Origin of the sequence: Vibrio sp. TMPB1044, from assembly GCF_030442075.1 — a bacterium.
Taxonomy (GTDB): Bacteria; Pseudomonadota; Gammaproteobacteria; order Enterobacterales; family Vibrionaceae; genus Vibrio; species Vibrio satsumensis.
Genome location: NZ_JAUJED010000013.1, coordinates 57,985 through 78,672, shown reverse-complemented (window position 1 = coordinate 78,672; position 20,688 = coordinate 57,985). Strand labels below are relative to the sequence as shown.

General features: G+C 44.5%; 19 protein-coding genes, 1 pseudogene and 1 riboswitch. Of the genes and pseudogenes, 14 read left to right on the top strand and 6 right to left on the bottom strand.

Annotated elements, in window-relative coordinates:
- The first annotated feature begins 80 nt into the window (after window positions 1–80).
- Entirely contained in the window at window positions 81–713 is a 633-nt protein-coding gene (locus tag QQ041_RS07680; protein ID WP_285953493.1) for a fumarylacetoacetate hydrolase family protein, read from the top strand.
- A gap of 150 nt (window positions 714–863) precedes the next feature.
- Window positions 864–1,496 (top strand): LysE family translocator, encoded by a 633-nt coding sequence (locus QQ041_RS07675; RefSeq protein WP_285953492.1) that lies wholly within the window; start codon window positions 864–866, stop codon window positions 1,494–1,496.
- Window positions 1,497–1,598: 102 nt separating this feature from the next.
- Here QQ041_RS07675 and QQ041_RS07670 read toward each other — a convergent pair whose 3' ends face one another.
- The gene (locus QQ041_RS07670; RefSeq protein ID WP_285953491.1) at window positions 1,599–3,305 is read right to left on the bottom strand and encodes a phospho-sugar mutase; all 1,707 of its coding nucleotides are present in this window, start codon (window positions 3,303–3,305) and stop codon (window positions 1,599–1,601) included.
- Window positions 3,306–3,775: 470 nt separating this feature from the next.
- Between QQ041_RS07670 and coxB the strand changes: the two genes are divergently transcribed.
- The 4 genes from coxB to QQ041_RS07650 are packed head-to-tail and all read left to right on the top strand — an operon-like array spanning window position 3,776 to window position 8,215.
- Window positions 3,776–4,993, top strand: coding sequence for a cytochrome c oxidase subunit II (gene coxB / locus QQ041_RS07665; RefSeq protein WP_285953490.1), 1,218 nt, complete (start codon window positions 3,776–3,778; stop codon window positions 4,991–4,993).
- Complete coding sequence (gene ctaD, locus QQ041_RS07660; RefSeq protein WP_052880005.1) at window positions 4,990–6,651, top strand: cytochrome c oxidase subunit I; 1,662 nt, start codon at window positions 4,990–4,992, stop codon at window positions 6,649–6,651. The genes coxB and ctaD overlap by 4 nt, the downstream gene beginning before the upstream one ends.
- 11 nt (window positions 6,652–6,662) lie before the next feature.
- Window positions 6,663–7,292 carry a cytochrome c oxidase assembly protein gene (locus QQ041_RS07655; RefSeq protein ID WP_285953489.1) on the top strand — a complete coding sequence of 210 codons (630 nt, stop codon included), beginning with the start codon at window positions 6,663–6,665 and terminating at the stop codon, window positions 7,290–7,292.
- A 38-nt stretch (window positions 7,293–7,330) separates the two neighbouring features.
- Window positions 7,331–8,215 (top strand): cytochrome c oxidase subunit 3, encoded by an 885-nt coding sequence (locus QQ041_RS07650; RefSeq protein ID WP_086712597.1) that lies wholly within the window; start codon window positions 7,331–7,333, stop codon window positions 8,213–8,215.
- Window positions 8,216–8,234: 19 nt separating this feature from the next.
- On the opposite strand, the gene QQ041_RS07645 is transcribed toward QQ041_RS07650, so the two are convergent.
- Complete coding sequence (locus QQ041_RS07645; protein ID WP_029203703.1) at window positions 8,235–8,465, bottom strand: DUF2909 family protein; 231 nt, start codon at window positions 8,463–8,465, stop codon at window positions 8,235–8,237.
- Between QQ041_RS07645 and QQ041_RS07640 the strand changes: the two genes are divergently transcribed.
- The 4 genes from QQ041_RS07640 to cyoE all read left to right on the top strand — a co-directional run bounded on the left by QQ041_RS07640 (window position 8,404) and on the right by cyoE (window position 12,079).
- Complete coding sequence (locus QQ041_RS07640; RefSeq protein ID WP_285953488.1) at window positions 8,404–9,294, top strand: SURF1 family protein; 891 nt, start codon at window positions 8,404–8,406, stop codon at window positions 9,292–9,294. The genes QQ041_RS07645 and QQ041_RS07640 overlap by 62 nt on opposite strands.
- 54 nt (window positions 9,295–9,348) lie before the next feature.
- Window positions 9,349–9,957 (top strand): hypothetical protein, encoded by a 609-nt coding sequence (locus QQ041_RS07635; RefSeq protein ID WP_146490062.1) that lies wholly within the window; start codon window positions 9,349–9,351, stop codon window positions 9,955–9,957.
- Between the two features lie 102 nt (window positions 9,958–10,059).
- Window positions 10,060–11,115 (top strand): heme A synthase, encoded by a 1,056-nt coding sequence (locus QQ041_RS07630; RefSeq protein WP_285953487.1) that lies wholly within the window; start codon window positions 10,060–10,062, stop codon window positions 11,113–11,115.
- Window positions 11,105–12,079 carry a heme o synthase gene (gene cyoE, locus QQ041_RS07625; RefSeq protein WP_086712600.1) on the top strand — a complete coding sequence of 325 codons (975 nt, stop codon included), beginning with the start codon at window positions 11,105–11,107 and terminating at the stop codon, window positions 12,077–12,079. The genes QQ041_RS07630 and cyoE overlap by 11 nt, the downstream gene beginning before the upstream one ends.
- A 111-nt stretch (window positions 12,080–12,190) precedes the next feature.
- Here cyoE and gbpA read toward each other — a convergent pair whose 3' ends face one another.
- Entirely contained in the window at window positions 12,191–13,657 is a 1,467-nt protein-coding gene (gene gbpA, locus QQ041_RS07620; RefSeq protein WP_086712601.1) for an N-acetylglucosamine-binding protein GbpA, read from the bottom strand.
- Between the two features lie 72 nt (window positions 13,658–13,729).
- Window positions 13,730–13,819: riboswitch (cyclic di-GMP riboswitch) on the bottom strand.
- A gap of 322 nt (window positions 13,820–14,141) precedes the next feature.
- On the opposite strand from gbpA, the gene QQ041_RS07615 reads away from it, so the two are divergent.
- The 4 genes and pseudogenes from QQ041_RS07615 (at window position 14,142) to aroG (ending at window position 16,391) form a co-directional block, all read left to right on the top strand.
- Window positions 14,142–14,495, top strand: coding sequence for a hypothetical protein (locus QQ041_RS07615; RefSeq protein ID WP_048659090.1), 354 nt, complete (start codon window positions 14,142–14,144; stop codon window positions 14,493–14,495).
- A gap of 99 nt (window positions 14,496–14,594) precedes the next feature.
- A pseudogene (locus QQ041_RS07610) lies at window positions 14,595–14,705 on the top strand (DUF3313 domain-containing protein); the annotation flags it as partial.
- Between the two features lie 104 nt (window positions 14,706–14,809).
- Window positions 14,810–15,025 carry a DUF3820 family protein gene (locus tag QQ041_RS07605; protein ID WP_004730103.1) on the top strand — a complete coding sequence of 72 codons (216 nt, stop codon included), beginning with the start codon at window positions 14,810–14,812 and terminating at the stop codon, window positions 15,023–15,025.
- Between the two features lie 313 nt (window positions 15,026–15,338).
- Entirely contained in the window at window positions 15,339–16,391 is a 1,053-nt protein-coding gene (gene aroG, locus QQ041_RS07600) for a 3-deoxy-7-phosphoheptulonate synthase AroG (protein WP_060981594.1), read from the top strand.
- 110 nt (window positions 16,392–16,501) lie between these two features.
- Here the strand turns inward: aroG and QQ041_RS07595 are convergent, their stop codons facing one another.
- The 3 genes from QQ041_RS07595 to QQ041_RS07585 all read right to left on the bottom strand — a co-directional run bounded on the left by QQ041_RS07595 (window position 16,502) and on the right by QQ041_RS07585 (window position 20,647).
- Complete coding sequence (locus QQ041_RS07595) at window positions 16,502–17,926, bottom strand: phosphomannomutase CpsG (protein ID WP_285953486.1); 1,425 nt, start codon at window positions 17,924–17,926, stop codon at window positions 16,502–16,504.
- A 15-nt stretch (window positions 17,927–17,941) separates the two neighbouring features.
- Window positions 17,942–19,426: a mannose-1-phosphate guanylyltransferase/mannose-6-phosphate isomerase gene (locus QQ041_RS07590; RefSeq protein WP_285953549.1), complete on the bottom strand. Its 1,485-nt coding sequence runs from the start codon at window positions 19,424–19,426 to the stop codon at window positions 17,942–17,944.
- 105 nt (window positions 19,427–19,531) lie between these two features.
- The gene (locus QQ041_RS07585) at window positions 19,532–20,647 is read right to left on the bottom strand and encodes a mechanosensitive ion channel family protein (RefSeq protein ID WP_285953485.1); all 1,116 of its coding nucleotides are present in this window, start codon (window positions 20,645–20,647) and stop codon (window positions 19,532–19,534) included.
- Window positions 20,648–20,688 lie beyond the last annotated feature (41 nt).

Genomic DNA, 20,688 nt, shown 5'->3' with positions numbered 1-20,688 from the left:
ATTGGTAACCATCTTGTCGAAGACTCTCATTTTATGATGCGTTAAACTTCTCACTCCAAAAAATAGTTCAGGGACAAACTATGAGCAGCGTTGTAGAGCAGGAACAATTAATGAATTCGAAGCGAACCGCAACCCCAACTAAGGTGCTGTGTGTTGGGCGTAACTATGTCGATCACATCGAAGAACTCAATAATGCAATCCCAGACTCTATGGTGGTTTTCAATAAGCCGAGCACCAGTGTTACGTCCTCTCTGTCTTCTTTTCATCAAGAAGCCCTGCACTACGAAGCAGAAATCTGCTTCATCGTTAAAAATGGTCAATACTCCGCTGTGGGTTTAGGGTTAGATCTTACCAAACGTGCATTACAAAGTAGCTTAAAAGCGAAAGGCTTACCTTGGGAGCGGGCCAAAGCGTTTGATGGTTCAGCCGTATTTAGTCGCTTTGTTCCAACAGATAACCTAGATATCACAGACTTAAATCTGGAACTGTTTATTAATTGTGTTCGCGTTCAAAAAGGGCACGTAGAGCAGATGCTTTATTCTCCACAAACTATCCTCGAAGAGTTAACCTCTTACACGACTTTGCTTGATGGCGATGTTGTAATGACAGGAACCCCCAAAGGCGTTGGTGAGGTGCATCGAGGTGATATATTCCTTGGTCGTCTAAAGTGTGGTGAAACGACACTGATTGAGATTGAGTGGGTAGCGAGTTAATTAATACTCTATGTTTAGTTAATAAGTTGGTACAAGTGATTAAAGTTGGTTTTTAATTCGAATATACTCCCGCATTACCACTAATTGCATCTGGAAGGGTGTTGGTAATTGATATAAAATTCGCCTCCGTTTTTATCAATGCTGAAACCCATGATCGACTTAACCATTTTACCTGTCTACCTGACTGCCGTTGTTGCACTTCTCCTTTTACCTGGCCCTGATATGTTACTCATCGCGAGCTCAAGTATGAGCTATGGCCGCAAGGTTGGTGTGTTCGCAAGTTTAGGTAACGCGACTTCCGGAATCATCCTGACAGTATTGGCTGCAATGGGTGTTTCAGCATTGATTGCGATGAGCCCAATAGCTTTAAAAGCCCTTCATCTTTTAGGCGGAACCTACTTATTGAAAATGGGGTGGGATTGCCTTCGGACAGAACAGAGGAGCGCGCCTGAGCTAAGCGATAACTTTGCAGCAAAAGCCTACTACCAAAGAGCGCTAATCAGTAACCTGCTTAACCCTAAAGCGTTGGTGTTCTTTGTGATGTTTTTGCCTCAGTTCGTGTCGACGAATATTGAAGCGACTTCCGGTGAGCAGATGCTTGTTCTGGGTTTATTATTGAATGTTCTTGGCCTAACGTTCAACTTTTTGCTGGTGGCTTTAGTGGGTACGATTGGTAAGTCTCTGGTGGAAAATGCTAAGTTTCGCACCTATCAACAAAAAGTGATGGGCGGGGTCTTCATCGTATTGGCGATCTGGATGCTGTCTTCTTTCTTTACGTCGTAAGCTCACAACCAAAACATACTTCCGGGGTTAGTCGCCGAAAAAAATGGACGCTCTAAGCGTCCATTTTTGTTCTTAGCTGTTATACGTTGAACATGTCAATCGTTAAGAATTCAGTTCCTGCTGGTGTTGCTCAATCAGGTTCTCCATGTACTTCTCACCGCGCAGGCGAGTGTCTTCGTACGTTTCTGTCCCTTCAAATCTTGTTACCGTCTCATAATAGACTTTCACTTTTGGCTCAGTGCCCGAAGGTCTTACGATAATGCGTGAGCCATCTTCGAGATGATAGATGAGCACATCACTGGAAGGTAGATTGATCGCTTCGGTATTGCCGCCAATAACAAAGCGCAGAGAAGACTGTAGATCTTCAATCACAGAGATAGCGACACCGTTTATGGCTTTAGGCTGAGCCGAGCGGAGTTTAGAACCAATCGACGGTGAATTTGGGTCTAGGGCAATACTTCGTTGCGCGTTGGTGTGAACCCCATGTTCAAATGAAATCTGAGCAAGGAGATCCCAAACCGTTCGGCCTTGAGATTTTAACTCTTCAACCAATTGAGCAAACACGACGATAGCCGATAGCCCATCCTTATCTCGTACCTGAGTACCAATGGTGTAGCCTAACGCTTCTTCATAGGCGAACAAGAACTCGTTATTCTCATCTTCTAATTGCATGCCAATATTAGCTAACCATTTAAACCCGGTCAGCGTTTGGAAATAAGTCGCACCATGAGATTGAGCCACTTTTTCAAGCAAGGTTGAAGAGACAATACTGTTGCCAACTAACTGGTTTTTCGCGTGTGGCTTTGACAGTAAGTAATGTGCGAATAACACACCTACTTGGTCGCCAGTTAGCATTTTGTATGAGCCATCATCTGTCCTCACAGCAACCGCAAATCGGTCCGCATCAGGGTCATTGGCACAAGCAATATCGGCATCGACACTTTTCGCTAGGTTGACCACCAGATCCATTGCGCCTTTTTCTTCCGGGTTCGGGAAGTTCACGGTTGGGAAGTTACCATCAGGCTCTCTTTGCTCGGCCACGCTGAACACCTTATGGAAACCAGAATCATGAAGAAGATCCTCAGCCATTTGTGCGCCGACACCATGCATAGCGGTGTAAGTGATGGTGGTGTTTGCCGATTCCTTCTCTTTACTCACATATGGGCTCTGATTGATCGCAGCGCGATACGTCTGATAATAACCTTCAGTTAACCATACTAACTTACCTTGCGTTTCAGCATCACTTAAACTCATTAAAGGGATTGACTTGGTTGATGCGATATCGATTTCAGCGGCAATGCCTGCATCATGAGGTGGAATGATTTGCGCGCCATTTTCCCAGTATACTTTGAAGCCATTGTATTCCGGAGGGTTATGGCTGGCTGTAACAACAACAGCCGCAGCTGCATTGAAATGCTCAATACCAAAGGCGACGATAGGTGTCGCTGCTACATGAGATGTAAGGTATACCTTAATACCCAAAGCCGTGAGCACAGAAGCTGTATCAATGGCGAATTGCTTTGAGTCTAATCGGCCGTCGTAACCCACGACCACTCCTCGAATGGTAGCATTAGCGACATGTTCGATTAAGTAGTGGCCGAGTCCGGTTGCTGTTTCCTGTATGACTAAACGGTTCATTCGATTTGGACCGCATCCGACTTTACCTCTTAGTCCCGCAGTTCCGAACTCTAATCGTTGAGTAAAGCGGTCTACTAATTCGTCGTGCATCTCCTCGTCGATGAGGTGCTGAAGCTCTTCACGAGTTCTTGGGTCTGGGTCTCTCGCTAACCAGTTCATTGCATCTTGCATAATCACTAAACCTTTAAATGTCTGTATGACTTACTGTTGGATTTAACTTAATTGATATTGATTATCATTTCCATGAGGGCAATCGTAAAACTCGATATAAATTAAATTCCAACGGCAAGAAGGCATGTAGATTAAGCCACTTCAAATAATTGACTGTTTAGTAAGTAAACTTACCTTGAACAATTGGATATCACTAACTAGCCTTTTACATAAATATAACAAAATTTAACAAGTTCGCCGTTTTTGAATCTTTCATGGAAACCTCCAACGCTTTTGAACCGTATTAGTTCTTAGGTTATATGAGGTCAGTAGCCCACTTACAGGCTAATTTCATGTGAGTTGTAGATTGAGATTCGCCTTTTCATGTGTAGCCGGAATAACAATGAATGTTGTCCAGCTCTGAATGACATATAGCTCGCAACGACATTTAGGTCGCAAGTATCCAATTAGGAAGGATAAGGAGAGATCTTTTGAAAAGATTACTGGTTAGGCTAGCGTGGCTTTGGAAGAGTTTTGTTGTGCTTTTAGTATCGCCTTTAGTGCACGCAAGCAGTGATTACAACATGACTCAAGGCGTCACTGAGATCAGTGGTAAGGTGTATGAACTTCATATGCTGATCTTCTACATCTGTTGTGCGATTGCCTTTGTTGTTTTTGGTGTGATGTTTTATTCGATTTTGAGGCACAGGAAATCGAAGGGCGCAGTTGCTGCTCATTTTCATGAAAGTACCAAAGTCGAAATCCTCTGGACTATTATCCCTATTATCATCCTTATCGCTATGGCCATACCAGCCACCAAAACCTTGATAGCGATGGAAGATACCTCCCAATCAGACCTGACAGTTAAAATCACTGGATCACAATGGAAATGGCATTACAGCTACTTTGGTGAGGATGTCGAATTCTTCAGCCTTCTAGCGACCAGCGACAAAGAGATTGAAGGCATCGAAGTGAAAGGCGCGCATTACCTACTAGAAGTTGATAAGCCACTTGTATTGCCTATTGACCGAAAAGTCCGCTTCTTGATGACTTCCGACGATGTAATTCACTCATGGTGGGTGCCAGCGTTCGCCGTTAAGAAAGATACCATTCCAGGCTTTATCAATGAGGCTTGGACAAAAATCGATGAGCCTGGGGTATATCGCGGCCAATGTGCTGAGCTATGTGGTCGTGCTCATGGTTTCATGCCGATAGTGGTGCATGCCATGGAAGAAGATGAATTTGACGCATGGCTAGCAGAGCAAAAAGAGTTGGCGCTAGCCGAACAGCAAGCCGCGAAAGATGCATTAGATGCGTCACTTTCGTTGGACGAGCTGAACGCTATCGGTGAAGAGGTCTACAAAACTCGATGTGCAGTTTGTCATCAAGCAAACGGTGAGGGTATTCCTGGGGCGTTCCCAGCCATTAAAGGGAGCCCTATCGCTCTTGGTGATGTCGATGTTCATATTGACACCATTGTTTATGGTCGTGGCGGCACGGCGATGCAGGCATTCGATAATCAGCTAACCGAGAAAGAGATCGCAGCGGTAGTGACTTATCAACGAAACGCTTGGGGCAATGATACAGGCGATATTGTTCAGGCTTCAGATATTAACGCTTACAAAGTTAAACAAGAAGGCGGAGCCCAAGCACCTGACGAACAGGGCTCATCGGACGAAGCACAAAATGATGCTAAGGAGCAATTATGAGCTCACCAATCAATAAGCCGGTGAAATCGGCTCCGGCAGAAGATCAAGTACTGAGCCATTCTGCGGAAGGCACCTTGGGTAATAGTGATTTGCCTGTTGATGATCACGACTCACATGCGGCACCTAAAGGCTGGGCTCGTTGGCTATATTCAACCAATCATAAAGACATTGGGACACTTTATTTGTGGTTCAGCTTTGCGATGTTCTTAACGGGTGGAGCTATGGCAATGGTGATCCGCGCGGAGCTATTCCAACCGGGGTTACAACTCGTTGAGCCAGACTTCTTCAACCAGATGACCACAGTCCACGGCTTGATCATGGTGTTTGGTGCGGTGATGCCAGCATTTACGGGGTTAGCTAACTGGATGATCCCAATGATGATCGGTGCTCCAGATATGGCTTTGCCGAGAATGAATAACCTCAGCTTCTGGATCTTGCCGTTTGCTTTTCTAATCTTAATAGGGTCTTTGTTTACAGAGGGTGGTGGCCCGAGCTTTGGGTGGACTTTTTATGCGCCACTCTCGACAACTTATGGCCCGGACAGCACTGCACTATTCGTGTTCTCAGTACATATTATGGGGATCAGTTCGATCATGGGGGCGATTAACGTGATCGTAACTATTGTCAATATGAGAGCGCCGGGCATGACTTGGTTCAAGTTACCGATGTTCGTATGGACTTGGTTAATTACCGCTTTCCTACTGATAGCCGTTATGCCGGTGCTGGCCGGTGCGGTCACCATGGTACTGACCGACAAATACTTTGGAACAAGCTTCTTTGATGCCGCTGGTGGTGGTGATCCGGTGATGTTCCAGCACATATTCTGGTTCTTTGGTCACCCCGAAGTGTACATCATGATCTTGCCGTCTTTTGGTATTGTCTCAGCCATCATCCCTGCATTCAGTGGCAAGCGTTTGTTTGGCTATCACTCGATGGTATACGCGACTTGCAGTATCGCATTGCTGTCATTCTTGGTTTGGGCGCATCACATGTTCACCACGGGTATGCCAGTATTTGCCGAATTGTTCTTCATGTATTGCACCATGTTGATCGCTGTGCCGACAGGTGTGAAAGTCTTCAACTGGGTAGCGACCATGTGGCGGGGTGCTTTGACCTTTGAGACGCCAATGCTGTTTGCTATTGCTTTCATTGTTCTGTTTACGATTGGTGGGTTATCCGGATTGATGCTCGCTATCGTACCTGCTGATTTCCAATACCACGATACCTACTTTGTTGTAGCTCATTTCCACTATGTTCTGGTGACAGGTGCTGTGTTCTCAATTATGGCCGCCGCCTATTACTGGCTGCCGAAATGGACTGGGCATATGTACGACCACAAGCTCAGTTTGTGGCATTTCTGGACGTCGGTAATCTCAGTTAATGTACTGTTCTTCCCGATGCACTTTTTAGGGCTAGCGGGCATGCCGCGTCGTATTCCAGATTACGCCATTCAATTTGCTGACGTTAACCAAGTCGTGTCGATTGGTGGTTTTGCCTTTGGGTTGTCTCAGTTGATTTTCTTATGGCTGGCTATTAAGTGCGTAAGAGGCGGAGAGCCTGCACCAAGCAAGCCTTGGGACAGAGCGGAAGGACTTGAGTGGACAGTACCAAGCCCTGCGCCTCACCACACCTTTACTCATCCACCTAAAGTAGATTAGAGGAATTAGCTATGAGTGATAAGCAAAGCGATTCCGATCAAGTTAAAAAACAGCCAAAGCGCCTATCTAATAAGCGATCGTCTAAAAAGCTGACGGGCTACTTGGTGTTGAGTGTGGTTGCGATGTTTGGTTTCGGTTTTGCTTTGGTGCCACTTTACGATGTGATGTGTGAGGCTTTAGGGATCAATGGCAAAACTAATACCGTTTCAGCGGTGCAACCTCAGGGAATGCAGCCCGACTATTCTCGTACTGTTCGAGTGGAATTCATGTCGCACATTAAGCCAGATATGCCGTGGCAGTTCTCGCCTGAAGTACGTGTGCTAGAGGTTCATCCAGGAGAGGTAGTTCAAACCAATTATATCGCGAAGAATCTATCTGCGAGTTCATTGGTTGGTCAGGCTGTACCATCGGTGTCTCCAGGTATGGGAGCGACCTACTTTAATAAGATGGAGTGCTTTTGTTTTAATCAGCAGCCATTGGACGGGCACAAAAGTGCAGAAATGGGTTTGATATTTTACATTGAGCCAGATATTCCAGAATCGATACATACGCTTACGCTCTCTTATACGTTATTTAATATTACGAGTGAGGTGGGTGCAGCGGCCAATAAATCTGGGCCTAACGTACTCGCAAGTAATTAGGGATTTACAGAACTAGTATCAACATAAGGAGTTGAGCGATGAGTTCTAAAAAGGAAGTTTATTTCGTTCCACATCAAAGCCACTGGCCATTGGTGGGTGCTGTAGCACTGTTTTTGGTCGCGGTTGGCGCTGGCTTGACGGTACAAAACATGGGTACTGATGCCGCTGGTGGTGTGTTTGGAAAAGCAGTGCTGTTAGTCGGATTTTGTGTGTTGCTTTACATGCTTGCAGGTTGGTTTAGCAATGTGATCACGGAATCATTAAGTGGTCTCTACTCTGAGCAGATATCTCGTTCGTTTCGACAAGGCATGAGTTGGTTTATCTTTTCCGAAATCATGTTCTTCGGTGCTTTCTTTGGTGCGCTTTTCTATGCTCGAATGATTTCTGTGCCTTGGATTGGTGGGGCGGGCAATAATGAAATGACTCACGAAGTGTTGTGGCCGATGTTCCAATCGATGTGGCCGCTAACAACCACACCTGATGGCGTGACGACACAAGCTATGCCTTGGCAGGGTATCCCTCTTAAGAACACCATTATTCTACTGCTTTCATCCGTGACGTTGCACATGGCGCACCTAAGCCTCGAACAAAATAAGCGCATGGCGTTAATCGTCTGGTTGGAGATCACGATTGTTCTAGCTGGCTTCTTCCTATTTTTCCAAGTTGAAGAGTATCTTCACGCTTATCAAGAGATGGGGCTGACACTTCAATCTGGCATCTATGGCAACACATTCTTCTTACTGACTGGATTCCATGGCTTGCATGTCTGTTTAGGAACCCTCTTTTTGATTGTGTTGCTAGCAAGGGTTGCGAAAGACCACTTCACTCCGAAAGACCATTTTGCGTTCCAAGCGGGCAGTTGGTATTGGCACTTTGTCGATGTGGTTTGGTTAGGTCTGTTTGTGTTTGTGTATGTGCTCTAACTGCTGAGCCTATTGGGAATTAATAGGGGCGAGGGTTGGGAGTTATCACTCCTGAACCTAAAGCCAGTAATAACAGTAACACGACAACAGCTGACCACATCACACGACGACCCAAGAAGTGGCTCAGTCTTTTGCCATTGTGTTTGCCCGAGGCGATTTGGATTAGGCCTTTCATCAAGTTGAAAGCGATGAAGAACAGCAAAGCGACCAACACAATTTTAAACAACAACACAAAGGTAGATGACGCCATAGTGATAACTCCAAACCGATTGATTGATGATGAACACAAGTTCCGCAGTAAAGGTTTTTGGATAGCGATTGTTTTAACTGTGGTTTCAGTCGGCATTTTAATCAAGTTGGGTTTATGGCAGTTAGAGCGAGGTAACGAGAAATTGCGCTATGAACAGCAGCTATCAGAAAGAGCGCAGCAATCGTCTAGGTCGTTGGATACGGTGATCTCTGAATGGAAGGGCTCGCGTACACAAATGCAAGGTGCATCTGAACTGCCGTCTTTAAATGGCTTAAGAGTTGACGTGGAGCTGGAAACACCCAATGGTTTAGTGGTTTTGTTAGACAACCAGATTAACCAAGGAACGGTAGGCTATGTGATTTACATGTTGGGTGAGGTTCGCTTTGAAGATGACAACAAATCCTTAGTGGCTGAAAAACAGTTATTGATCGATCTTGGGTTCGTTGCAGCGAGCAGTGACAGAAGAGAACTCCCACAACTAGGAAGCATCACACTACCAACCAAAATGTCAGGGCGTTTGTATACACGTTCGGTGAATCCTTTAAGCCATGAGTTAGCTTTAGAAAATACGACACCAAATAGAATCCAAAACCTAAACATAACAGCGTTATCAGAGTACACCGGGCAAGAAGTACTGCCCTTTGTCTTCCAACCTCAGAGTTTAGATTCATGGCCCTATGAAATGTTATGGCGTCCAACGGCGATGAAATCTGAGAAGCACTTTGGTTACTCATTTCAATGGTTTGTAATGGCTGCCGTACTTTTGTTTTTGATGTTGTTGATAGGGTTCCGATATTTTAAGAAAAATAGCCACATGAATAAGAAGTAGGCACTCGAGATTGAAATAGCGACTTAAAGGCAGTGCTTACCACAAGGAAGAAATATGGATAAATCTCAAGCGCAAATGAACCAGGAAAGCACCGATGCAAACATGGCTGAGCTTAAAAGCCGCCAGACTAAGGGACGTCTGGTATTAATCGGATTATTTTTGATTTTCGCATTACCTGCGATTATTGCCAAAACCGTGCTGGACCAGAATTGGTATACCTCAGGTGTCACTAACTCGGGCGAATTGATAGAACCCAGAACCACACTAGCGGATTTTGGCATAACGGTACCCATGGCTGGAGAAGGGTGGTTAGTAGGTTATATTGCTCCCACAGAGTGCGAAAGCTTGTGTGAGCAACAGCTCCATTATTTGAATCAAAGCTATTTGGCGCTAGGTAAAAACAAAGAGCGGGTGACCCCCGTTGTTTTTGTATCGGAGGGGAACTCGTTATCGGGTTCGCTCGATAAGCCTGCTCTATCTTTGTTAGCTGGTGGTGATCAGTTAAGTACCGAGTTTTCGCCTGCTTCCATTGTCATTATTGACCCACTAGGACAGTTGGTCATGGAGTACAAAAGCGTTTCTGATCTTTCGCAGTTAGTTGGTCAATCTAAAGGCATGATTCATGATTTAAGAAAGCTTCTCAAACTGTCACGAGTTGGGTAGTTGATAGGATTATCAACTAAAGCTTAAGTCTATAAGCTTTAGCAGATGGAGCTAATGCTTGAGTGTAAGCAACGAAAGGGAATAAGTATAGGGAGATAAACGATGCAGAATAAAGCCCCTGATTTACTGATGCTCGTGATGAGATTAACTATCTTGTTAACCCTTACCGTGATTGTTCTCGGCGCTTATACACGTTTGTCTGATGCTGGCCTTGGCTGTCCTGATTGGCCGGGTTGTTACGGAAAGATCACCGTGCCCTCTGATGCCCAAGCGGTGAATCAAGCCAATCTGCAATTTCCAGAGCGAGCTCTCGAAGCAGATAAAGCTTGGATTGAGATGATACATCGCTACTTTGCAGGAACATTAGGGCTGCTTATCTTTGTCGTTGTAGCTTGGTGTATTAAAAAGAATATTACTTCGATTGGGCTTCCTTTGCTTATTTCAGCCACTGTGATTTTTCAGGCTTTGCTTGGAATGTGGACGGTGACTCTCAAGTTGATGCCCGTTGTGGTTATGGCGCATTTGATGGGGGGCTTCACACTGTTGTCACTGTTGTGTCTGCTCTACTGTCGTTTGTCTCAATTCCAAAGCCGTTTTGGCGAGGCTTTTTATTCTCCATCACTTAAAGTTTGGGCGCTCTTTGGATTACTCATTGTGATTGGGCAGATACTACTTGGTGGCTGGACATCGTCAAACTATGCCGCTTTGGTGTGTACCCAACTGCCTATTTGTGAAGGTAACTGGATGAGCTACCTCGATTTCAAAAATGCGTTCGATTTTGCTCAACGCGGACATGATAATTATGAGTTTGGTGTGTTGGAGTATCCTGCAAGGCTCACCATCCATGTCATGCACAGGTTTGGGGCTATTGTGGCGACGTTAACGGTGCTGATGGTCGTGTACCAGTTATGGAAGTTTGGCCAAGCGCCCCATCAAAAGCTAAGCGTGATTGTCGCAATCGTGTTGTTCACTCAAATCAGTCTTGGGGTCAGCAATGTATGGTTTCACCTACCAATCTCAGTTGCGGTTTTGCATAACCTAGTCGCAGCGATGTTGCTCATCAGCACGGTTGTAACCAATTTTGTGGTGTGGCAACGAAAACCAAGTGAGCGCTTGGTAAAGAACAGTGTATTACAAGGAGGTAATCATGGTAAGTAGAACGTCAACACAACATGAAGTAGTGGTTCAAGACGCAACCTTAAGTCATAAGATAACAGCCAACAACGACATAGCTTTAAGTAACGAAATGGCTGCAAAGAACAAAGCCACTTGGAAAGTTTACTTAACGCTGACCAAGCCTAAAGTGGTTGCTTTGATGTTGCTGACGACATTGGTCGGGATGTGTCTGGCTGTGCCTAATGGCTTACCTTTACAGCAAGCACTGTGCGGAATGATTGGGATAGGACTAATGGCGGGTTCAGCAGCTGCATTTAACCACTTGATCGATAAAAAGATCGACGGTCAGATGACTCGAACAAACCGACGACCTTTACCGTCAGGTGAGCTGAGTAGTGTGCGTGTATTCAGCTTTGCAGCGGGTATCGGCTTACTTGGATTCGTCACGCTTGTCGTGTGGGTCAATCAACTCACCGCTTGGCTAACTTTTGCAAGCTTGTTGGGTTATGCAGTGATTTATACCATGTACTTAAAGCGAGCGACGCCACAAAACATCGTGATTGCTGGGATCGCAGGTGCAATGCCTCCGCTATTGGGTTGGACGGCGGTTACCAATGAGTTGCACTCAAATGCTTGGTTGTTGGTGATGATCATCTTTATTTGGACGCCTCCGCACTTCTGGGCGTTGGCAATTCATCGTCGTGATGAGTATGCCAAAGTGAATATCCCCATGCTGCCTGTGACCCACGGAATCGAATACACTAAGACTTCTATTTTGCTCTATACCTTGTTGTTGAGCATCGTGTGTATATTGCCGGTGTTAGTCGGCATGAGCAGCTGGATATATTTGAGCGCTTCATTGGTGCTCAACGGTGGGTTTGTTTACCACGCTTGGGTGCTTAAGTATCGTGATGAGCCTAATATGGCGATGAAGACCTTTAAGTTCTCCATCTATCATCTCATGATCTTGTTTGTTGCTCTGTTGGCAGACCACTATCTACTTTAACAACTGGCGTTTTTACTTTTACTGAACAAGAAAACGGATGCTTTGGGCATCCGTTTTTGTTTGGTTGATGACTAAAACGCACTTAATACAAAGTAAGTATCTAGCGAGTACTTAGTCCACTTTGTTCCAAGCACTTTGCCAGTGTGAACCGACACCTGGTTCGTACTGAGTTGCTGTTGGTGCCCATTGAACACAGTAGCCAGAGTATGGGAACTCTTTACACTGATAAACGCCACCATCGCTGCTCAATACTTTAGTACCGGCAGTGTAAGACTCAATGCTTTCTGGGAATACGAAGTCGTAATCGCCCGCTGGTGGAGGTGTTTGCTCGTCCATCAGATGGAAATCAAGCGTGTTCTGATCCACTAAGTTACCTTGGTCATCTTTCGTCACAACCACAAGCATGTGGTGGCCAGCTTCAGACTTAGAAAGAGTCAGCTGAACACCTTCAACTTGTCCGTCTGTTAGGTCCGATTTCTGAGATGCAAGCGCTTCACGGTGATGGTTGTACACGGTAAGCTCAGCTTGGATATCGCCTGTTGCCGCTAACGTAAGATCTAGCTGGGTAGGTTGGCTCTCATCGATAATGTACTCTGACTCTAGACCTGTTACTTCTAGCTCATGCTCTGGTTCTGGAGTATCAATCTTGTAGCCGATTTCTACACTGTTAAAGCCAGAGCCTGCTTTTAGATAAACAGGGTTAGTGCCGTAAACGGGGGCGAAATCACCTTGGTCGTTCAATTGACCTGCTTTGATTTGCGTCTGCTCTTGGTTGATTTTAGAAGAAAGAGCGTAAGACCAATTATTGGCTTTGCCTTGCTCAGAACTTTCAATCACAAGCTCAGTGCTGTATGAAGCGTTCTCACCGGATTGATCGAATACGCGAGTGTAAACAGCGTCACCTACATTCAGGTCTTGTGTTGGGTTGATTTGACCGCCTTGATCCCAATCAGGAATGATAGGGCCGTCGCCATCAAACTTCACATCGATAACGTTGTAGAAAGCCGCAGCAGTGTCACCTACATCCCATACCGCAAGGATCACTTGATAACCTTCGCGTTCTGGCACATTACACAAGTGGCTTACTTGCATCGGTGGCTGTTTCATATTGCCTTCAACAACACAGAATGGCGTTAAGTCAAAGGAGCTGCGTGCCAAAGGCTGGTTTGGGTTCCAGTCTGGTTGAGTAATGTAATATTTCCAATCGCGAGTCTTGTGGTTAGCTGTGAACGTCCATTCAAAGTACTGAGAACCAGACTTGATAGGGCGTTTAACCCAGCGATCTGCTTTTTGCTCGTCTAGTGCTGCTGCTAAAGAAGATTGCGCACTGGCGATTTTCCCATCAGCAGGGCCGACTTCAGGAAAGCCTTCAGGGCCTTCCACACTTTGTGGCTCGTATTGGATACCACCACAGTTGGTGTTTTTCTCTTGCGTATCACTCGCGGGGAACTTACATAGGGCAACACGGCTCTCAGCAACGCCATTGTTGTATGCAGAGACATAACCGTGACCGAAGCTTGCACCGCTTACGCTAAGTAGCGATAGTGCGATGAGTGATTTTTTTGGGAGTTGTTTCATTATTTGTCCTTACTGTATTTGGCCGACAAAAAAGAGAACACTCCGGCATGCATTTACACTTAAATCCTATTAAGTGGCGGCCCCGCTATCATAGACAGAATATTTGTCGACAGACCGGTGGCTTTGCGTCCTATTCTTTCAAATAGTTTGCCAGAAGTGCGTTTGAGCAAACGAAATGTAGCCAACCAGTTTTATAAATGCGAATCAATCGATTGAAATGTGGAATGCCAATCTCGAACTTTTAATTCTTAATACAAATTAACTTGCTATATATTTCTTAAGTTAATGTATAAATTATTGATATAAATAAAGAAAGTATTTGCTCTAATCGTTTTTGTGAATACTTTGAGTCTTTGTGTTTCGTTCTGTAGAACAATTGTGCTCATATCAAAACCAAACCTTTGGTTTCCACTAACCGAACTCTGACATGTCATGTATGAAAAAACGGACAATTGATTGGTATGAATTATATAAAGGAGTCGGTATGGAATTCACAGAACAAGACAGAGATGCGTTGTATCAAACGTGGATGTCACAAAAATCGAGAATGCGAATTACGCAGATGGAGTTTTCAAAAAAGCTAGGGATGAACCAGCTTGATTTCTCAAATGTACTGCGAGGGGAGACGCCATTGACCATGTCTTTCATCAGTCACTTTTGCCGTTTACTTCATTTAGAACCTAGAAATGTGTTCCCTTCACTTAAAGAAGGTAATGAGTCTGGACCTAAAGTGGTGTATTTGAAAAGTAGAATGAGTGTTGATGGCGAGATTCAAAACGCTTATATCGAAGGAAATCAGGTGATTGTAGAGTATGCTCATACCGTGCAGCATGACTAATTTTAGAGCTAGCTCTGAGTTTTAACCCCTTTTTCTACAATCTTCTCACATAGAGTATGGCATACTTAGTTGGATTTTTCTATTTAATGTAAGTGCGCTATGAAACCTTTAAAACTTCTCTTGCTTGTTGCAACCAGCATTTTTTGGTTTGGTTGTGCAGGCGGTCCAATTAAAACCGCAACCAAGTTCACCAGTTATGAAGATTTTCAGCCATGATTGACTCGCTAGATGATGCCAAAGATGCGATCAACTATTGGGTTGAACGTTTAGGTGATACTCTACAGAACATAGATGACGCATAGAAAGACCGAATAGTGCTAGAGAAAGAGAATCTGATTAAGTTGGCTCGAATGCAGATGCCATTTGGAAAGTACGCGGGTCGTACACTGATTGACTTACCTGAAGAATATTTGCTGTGGTTCGACAAAAAGGGATTCCCGTCAGGCGAACTAGGCGACTTATTAAAATTGTGCCTGGCTCTCAAAATTGAAGGGCTTGATAGTGTCGTCAAGCCATTGAAAAGAATGTAATTAAACAAAAGCTCACGCTGATAACGTGAGCTTTTTTGTTTTTCAGTTCTACACAATTTCACAGGAATGGTGAAGCTTGATGAATTACTACTCTTGCTTTCCTATAAATTACGCAATCGATAACGTGTAAATAATGTTATACGGGGTGTTTTAAATATAAAACACAAAAAAAATTGCGTTTATTTTCAATTAGTGATTGAAACTAGAGTTTTTACTAGTTAAGTTACAGGGAACAAGAAGATTAGTGCTGATAGAAAGTGACGTGAGACAACGTACATTCAGCTCAAGGATAGAAAAAAGGAAGAAGTAAGCAATGTTCCAGACTGATGATGTAAGAATTAACAAAGTAAAAGAGTTATTACCACCTGTTGCTGTTTTAGAAAAGTTTGCAGCGACAGAAATTGCTTCTTCTACAACCTTTGAGAGCCGTAAAGCGATTCACAATATTTTAGAAGATAGTGACGATCGCTTGCTTGTAATTGTTGGTCCATGTTCTATTCATGACACAGAAGCTGCTCTTGAGTACGGCAAGCGTTTAAAAGTGCTGCGTGACGAACTCGGCGATAAGCTTGAAATCGTAATGCGTGTTTACTTTGAAAAACCACGCACAACGGTAGGTTGGAAAGGTCTAATCAACGACCCGTACATGAACGATACGTTCAAACTAAATGATGGCCTTCGTTTAGGACGTAAGCTACTGCTTGACCTAACTGACATGGGCATGCCAACGGCAAGTGAATTCCTAGATATGATCACGCCTCAATACGTTGCTGACTTAATCAGTTGGGGGGCAATTGGCGCACGTACGACAGAATCTCAAGTTCACCGTGAGCTGGCTTCAGGCCTATCTTGCCCAGTTGGTTTTAAGAATGGTACTGATGGCAACATCAAGATCGCAACAGATGCTATTCGCTCTGCTAGCGCTTCTCACCACTTCTTATCGGTAACTAAGTACGGTCATTCAGCTATTGTTGAAACAGCAGGTAACCCTGATTGTCATATCATCCTACGTGGTGGTAAAGAGCCAAACTACAGCGCAGAACACGTTGGTAAGATCAAAGAAGAGCTAGCAGCTTCAGGTCTTCCACAAAAAGTAATGATCGATTTCAGCCACGCAAACAGTTCTAAGCAGTTTAAGCGTCAAATGAATGTATCTGATGACGTAAGTGCACAAATTTCTGGCGGCGACAAAGCTATCTTTGGTGTGATGATCGAGTCTCATCTAGTTGAAGGTCGTCAAGACCTTGTTGATGGTAAAGCAGCAACTTACGGTCAATCTGTTACTGACGCATGTATTGGTTGGGAAGATACTGAAACAGTACTTCGCCAGTTGGCAGACGCTGTTGAAGCTCGCCGTAACAAATAGACCAATTACAGTCAGCGACTAAGCTACTGAAAATTCAAAGCCCTTATTAGCAATCGTTAGTAAGGGCTTTTTTATGGTTTTTAGTTGAAAATTGGAAGCACCTTGTACTCTTAAATGAGAAAAGACAGTAGCTCGTTGACTTTAAATGATAACAAAGCTCTATCTTGTTTGGTTTCAACGTTAAGGCGTATTAATGGTTCTGTATTCGATTGTCTTAGGTTGAAGCGCCATGTTCCCATATCCATACTGATACCGTCTGTATGATCGATCTCAACGGCATTATCTCGGTAGTGCGATAACACGCAAGCCATGACCTGTTCGGGGTCTGAAACTTTGCGATTTATCTCTCCGGAAGAGGGGAATTTCTGCATACTGGTACTCGTCAATTGATGAAGAGATTGTTGAGTCTTCGACATCAGTTCGATAACCAGTAGCCAAGGAATCATCCCTGAGTCGCAATATCCAAAATCACGAAAATAATGGTGTGCGCTCATTTCTCCACCATACACTGCGTTTAACTCTCGCATTTTCTCTTTGATCAAAGCATGTCCAGCTTTTACGCCAACAGCGTTTCCACCTAGTCTTTCTGCGATCTCTATTGTATTCCATGTCATGCGCATGTCGTGCAGTACAGTTGCATTAGAGTCTTTTAGCAAGAAGGCTTCGGTTAGCAGACCAACGATGTAGTAACCTTCAATGTAATTGCCTTTTTCATCGAAGAAAAAGCAGCGGTCGAAGTCTCCATCCCATGCAATTCCAAGGTCTGCAGAATGTTCTAAAACGGCATCTCGAGTGGCTGCTTGACTCTCTCTAATCAAAGGGTTTGGAATACCATTGGGGAAGTCTCCATCGGGCGTATGATGAACCTTGACGAAAGTGATAGAGGCACTGAGTTTGTTAAATTTATTCTCTAAAGCATCAATGACATGTCCTGCGACGCCGTTTCCTGCATTAACTACAATCTTCATTGGCGAAAGCTTAGAAGGTGATATATAGGAGAGTAGGTGGTCTACATAAGGGGCGAGAATACTAGTCGGTCTATTAGAGTTACTTGGTTGCACATAAACGAGCGGTAAATTGCTGTTTAGCTCTTGTTCGAGTACTTCAATGCGTCGTTTGATTTCATCTAAACCACTGTTTTTACTAATAGGGCTAGCGTCTACACCGACCAATTTCATGCCGTTGTAATTGATTGGGTTATGGCTAGCTGTAATTTGTATTCCGCCAATCGCTTTTAGGTAACGTGTCGCAAAGTAGACTTCTTCTGTGCCAGTCATACCTAGGTCTATCACGGTAATCCCTGACTCGATTAAGCCTTTGGTCATGGCTTCTTGTAATGAAAGAGACGTTTCGCGGTTATCACGACCAATCACCACTTGCGCCAAGTCATCGAATGAGGTTTCAGGCGTAGCGGACAGGACATATTCGCCAAATGCTCTACCCAGCAGGTAAGCAAGGCGCTCATTGATTTGTTTACCAATGATTCCTCGGATATCGTTATTTTTAAAGCAGCTGAGCTCTAAATTCTGTTTCATTCTATTGTGGCTGCTCTAGTTCGATTTGTTGATTTGAGGTGAGCTAGATTGTTTGCTCCGCCCGTAACTATCTTGATATCGAATAATGTCGTCTTCACTCAAATGGCTACCGGTTTGTACTTCGATCATTTCGAGTGGAGTGTCCCCTGGGTTCTCTAGGCTGTGGATATGGCCTAAAGGGATGTAAGTGGATTGATCTTCTTCAACCAGATAGGTTTTCTCATCGTTGGTCACTTTCGCAGTACCCGCCACGACTACCCAATGTTCCGCTCTATGGTGGTGCATTTGTAACGACAACTTGTGACCAGGTTTTACGGTGATACGTTTAACTTTGTCGCGCTGGCCTAGATCGATAACATCGTATTTACCCCAAGGTCTAAACACCTCACGATGATGCAAATGTTCTGTGCGACCGGCTTGATTCAGTTGACTGACAATCGATTTAACACCTTGAACCTTGTCTTTGTTCGCAACCAATATAGCGTCTTTGGTTTCGACAATAATGAGGTTCTCGACACCTACCGTCGCAACCAGCTTGTTTTCAGCGTGGATGTAGTTGTATTGAGAATCGACAGTTAACACATTGCCTTCAATCACATTGTTGTGTTCATCTTTATCACTGACATCCCAGATTGCAGACCATGAACCAATATCATTCCAACCAACATCCATCGGGATCACCGCAGCATCCGACGTTTTTTCCATCACGGCATAGTCGATAGAGTCGCTCGGGCTGCTTTGGAATGCTTCGGCGTCAATATGGATAAAATCGAGGTCGGTGTTTTGCGTTGTGAGAGCGAGTTTACAGGCCGTTAGGATCTCTGGACGATGTTCAGCAAGTTCTTCAAGGTAGCGTGATGCTCTAAACATGAACATACCGCTGTTCCAGAGGTATTGCCCTGAATTAACGTATTGTTCTGCGGTTGCTAGAGCTGGTTTTTCAACGAAACATTCAATGGCAAAAGCATGATGGGAGAGTGGCTCTCCTTGTTTTATATAACCATAGCCAGTTTCTGGTACGTTTGGAGTAATACCAAAAGTAACCAGTTTACCTTGTTTTGCGTATTCAACGCCTCTTGCCACCGTTTGCTGAAATGCAGCTGTTTTTGCGATGTGATGATCTGCAGCCAGCACTAATAATATTGGGTCAGATTTATGTTGTTGGCTGCTGTTCGAGTGACCTAAAGCCTGTAACGCAGCTAGTGCGATGGCTGGGGCTGTATTTCTACCTACAGGTTCTAACAATATTCCACTGTGTTGGATATTGGATGCTCGAGCTTGTTCTGCGGCAATGAAGCGATGCTCTTCATTACAGATGATGAGCGGGGCATCGCAGTTACTATCCGTTAAGTACTCATCAAGACCTTGCAGTCGTTGAAGTGTTTGCTGAAGCATGGACTGCTTGCCGGCAATATTGAGAAATTGCTTAGGGTAAAGCTCGCGAGATAGTGGCCAGAGACGACTTCCGGAGCCGCCAGCTAGAATGACAGGTACAATCATAGAGTGGTAATTGGGTGCATTGGAAGACTGGCACCATGTTACCACGCTTCACCTTTTTTGCTTATCGCTAAGAAATTTACTTAACGATAAGCAATATAGGTGTGCTTATTGATGCGCTTCTGGATTGGACATGATCATAGCTTGAGCTTCGCTAAAACCTTGAGGATCAATCTTGAGTGTTTGTGTTGGGAATGCGATATCCGCATTGTGTTTATGGATGATCGCTAGCACCTGTAACAGAACATCTTGCTTAACTTCATGGTATCTCACCCAGTTGACCGTTTTTGTAAAGGTGTAGATAAAGAAATTAAGCGTTGATGGCCCAAATTTATCAAAGTTAACGATCAGCGTCTGTTTGGCATCAATATCTGGGTGCGTTTCAAGCATGGCTTTTACGTCATCCACAATAACAGCCAACTTGCTTGCGTCTTCGTAACGAAGCCCGAAGGTTTCATTAATTCGGCGGTTTAGCATTCGCGATGGATTCTCCACCACAATGTTACTGAATACCGAGTTTGGTACGTACAAAGGACGTTTATCGAAGGTGCGAATAATGGTCATACGCCAGCCTATACGTTCGACAGTACCTTCAATTTGGCGGTCAGGTGAGCGAATCCAGTCTCCGACTTTAAAAGGGCGGTCGAAGTAGATCATCATGCCACCAAAGAAGTTCGATAGTAGGTCTTTTGCTGCCAAACCAACGATTAAACCACCCACACCACCAAAGGTGAGCAAGCCTGACAGGCTGAGCCCAAATGCCTGCATGATCGTCAGGCCGCCCATAACCATAAAGAACAGACGAGCTACTTTTGCAATTGCTTGTACTGTGGTTTCATCTCTGTTTTTCTGCTCTAAGATGTACGCTTCAGCATTGGTGATCATTCGTAAGGTGAACCAAACGAAGGTACATATGATCAATATGTGCTTGAGCGTTTTTAACCAGTTGATTTCGTTGCCAAATTGGTCTTGAAGGATCAACCCGATAGATACGGTCGCGGGCCAACACCAAAGTAACGTACTGACAGGGGTTTTCAGTGCCTCTAGTAGCAGGTCATCCCAGTGAAAGTGGGTTCTCTGTGCCAGAACTTCCAAGCGATTATGGATAATTCGCCAAGCTACCCAAGCGAGAAAACTTGCAATAGTGATGAATAGGACGCTGTTTGCCCAATCACTATGGCTCTGGTTGATGTAGGTTTGTACTTGGGTTATGAATTCATTCATTGTGTGTGCTGCCGCAGAAATTATGAATTGGAAATTAGCAG

What these genes read in the sequence shown, in the direction of transcription:
- QQ041_RS07645 (WP_029203703.1), bottom strand. Translation starts at nt 8,465, where the DNA reads ATGGCGTCATCTACCTTTGTGTTGTTGTTTAAAATTGTGTTGGTCGCT.
- gbpA (WP_086712601.1), bottom strand. Translation starts at nt 13,657, where the DNA reads ATGAAACAACTCCCAAAAAAATCACTCATCGCACTATCGCTACTTAGC.
- QQ041_RS07585 (WP_285953485.1), bottom strand. Translation starts at nt 20,647, where the DNA reads ATGAATGAATTCATAACCCAAGTACAAACCTACATCAACCAGAGCCAT.
- QQ041_RS07670 (WP_285953491.1), bottom strand. Translation starts at nt 3,305, where the DNA reads ATGCAAGATGCAATGAACTGGTTAGCGAGAGACCCAGACCCAAGAACT.
- QQ041_RS07655 (WP_285953489.1), top strand. Translation starts at nt 6,663, where the DNA reads ATGAGTGATAAGCAAAGCGATTCCGATCAAGTTAAAAAACAGCCAAAG.
- QQ041_RS07590 (WP_285953549.1), bottom strand. Translation starts at nt 19,426, where the DNA reads ATGATTGTACCTGTCATTCTAGCTGGCGGCTCCGGAAGTCGTCTCTGG.
- QQ041_RS07650 (WP_086712597.1), top strand. Translation starts at nt 7,331, where the DNA reads ATGAGTTCTAAAAAGGAAGTTTATTTCGTTCCACATCAAAGCCACTGG.
- ctaD (WP_052880005.1), top strand. Translation starts at nt 4,990, where the DNA reads ATGAGCTCACCAATCAATAAGCCGGTGAAATCGGCTCCGGCAGAAGAT.
- QQ041_RS07635 (WP_146490062.1), top strand. Translation starts at nt 9,349, where the DNA reads ATGGATAAATCTCAAGCGCAAATGAACCAGGAAAGCACCGATGCAAAC.
- QQ041_RS07680 (WP_285953493.1), top strand. Translation starts at nt 81, where the DNA reads ATGAGCAGCGTTGTAGAGCAGGAACAATTAATGAATTCGAAGCGAACC.
- aroG (WP_060981594.1), top strand. Translation starts at nt 15,339, where the DNA reads ATGTTCCAGACTGATGATGTAAGAATTAACAAAGTAAAAGAGTTATTA.
- QQ041_RS07595 (WP_285953486.1), bottom strand. Translation starts at nt 17,926, where the DNA reads ATGAAACAGAATTTAGAGCTCAGCTGCTTTAAAAATAACGATATCCGA.
- QQ041_RS07675 (WP_285953492.1), top strand. Translation starts at nt 864, where the DNA reads ATGATCGACTTAACCATTTTACCTGTCTACCTGACTGCCGTTGTTGCA.
- QQ041_RS07630 (WP_285953487.1), top strand. Translation starts at nt 10,060, where the DNA reads ATGCAGAATAAAGCCCCTGATTTACTGATGCTCGTGATGAGATTAACT.
- QQ041_RS07640 (WP_285953488.1), top strand. Translation starts at nt 8,404, where the DNA reads ATGAAGAACAGCAAAGCGACCAACACAATTTTAAACAACAACACAAAG.
- cyoE (WP_086712600.1), top strand. Translation starts at nt 11,105, where the DNA reads ATGGTAAGTAGAACGTCAACACAACATGAAGTAGTGGTTCAAGACGCA.
- QQ041_RS07615 (WP_048659090.1), top strand. Translation starts at nt 14,142, where the DNA reads ATGGAATTCACAGAACAAGACAGAGATGCGTTGTATCAAACGTGGATG.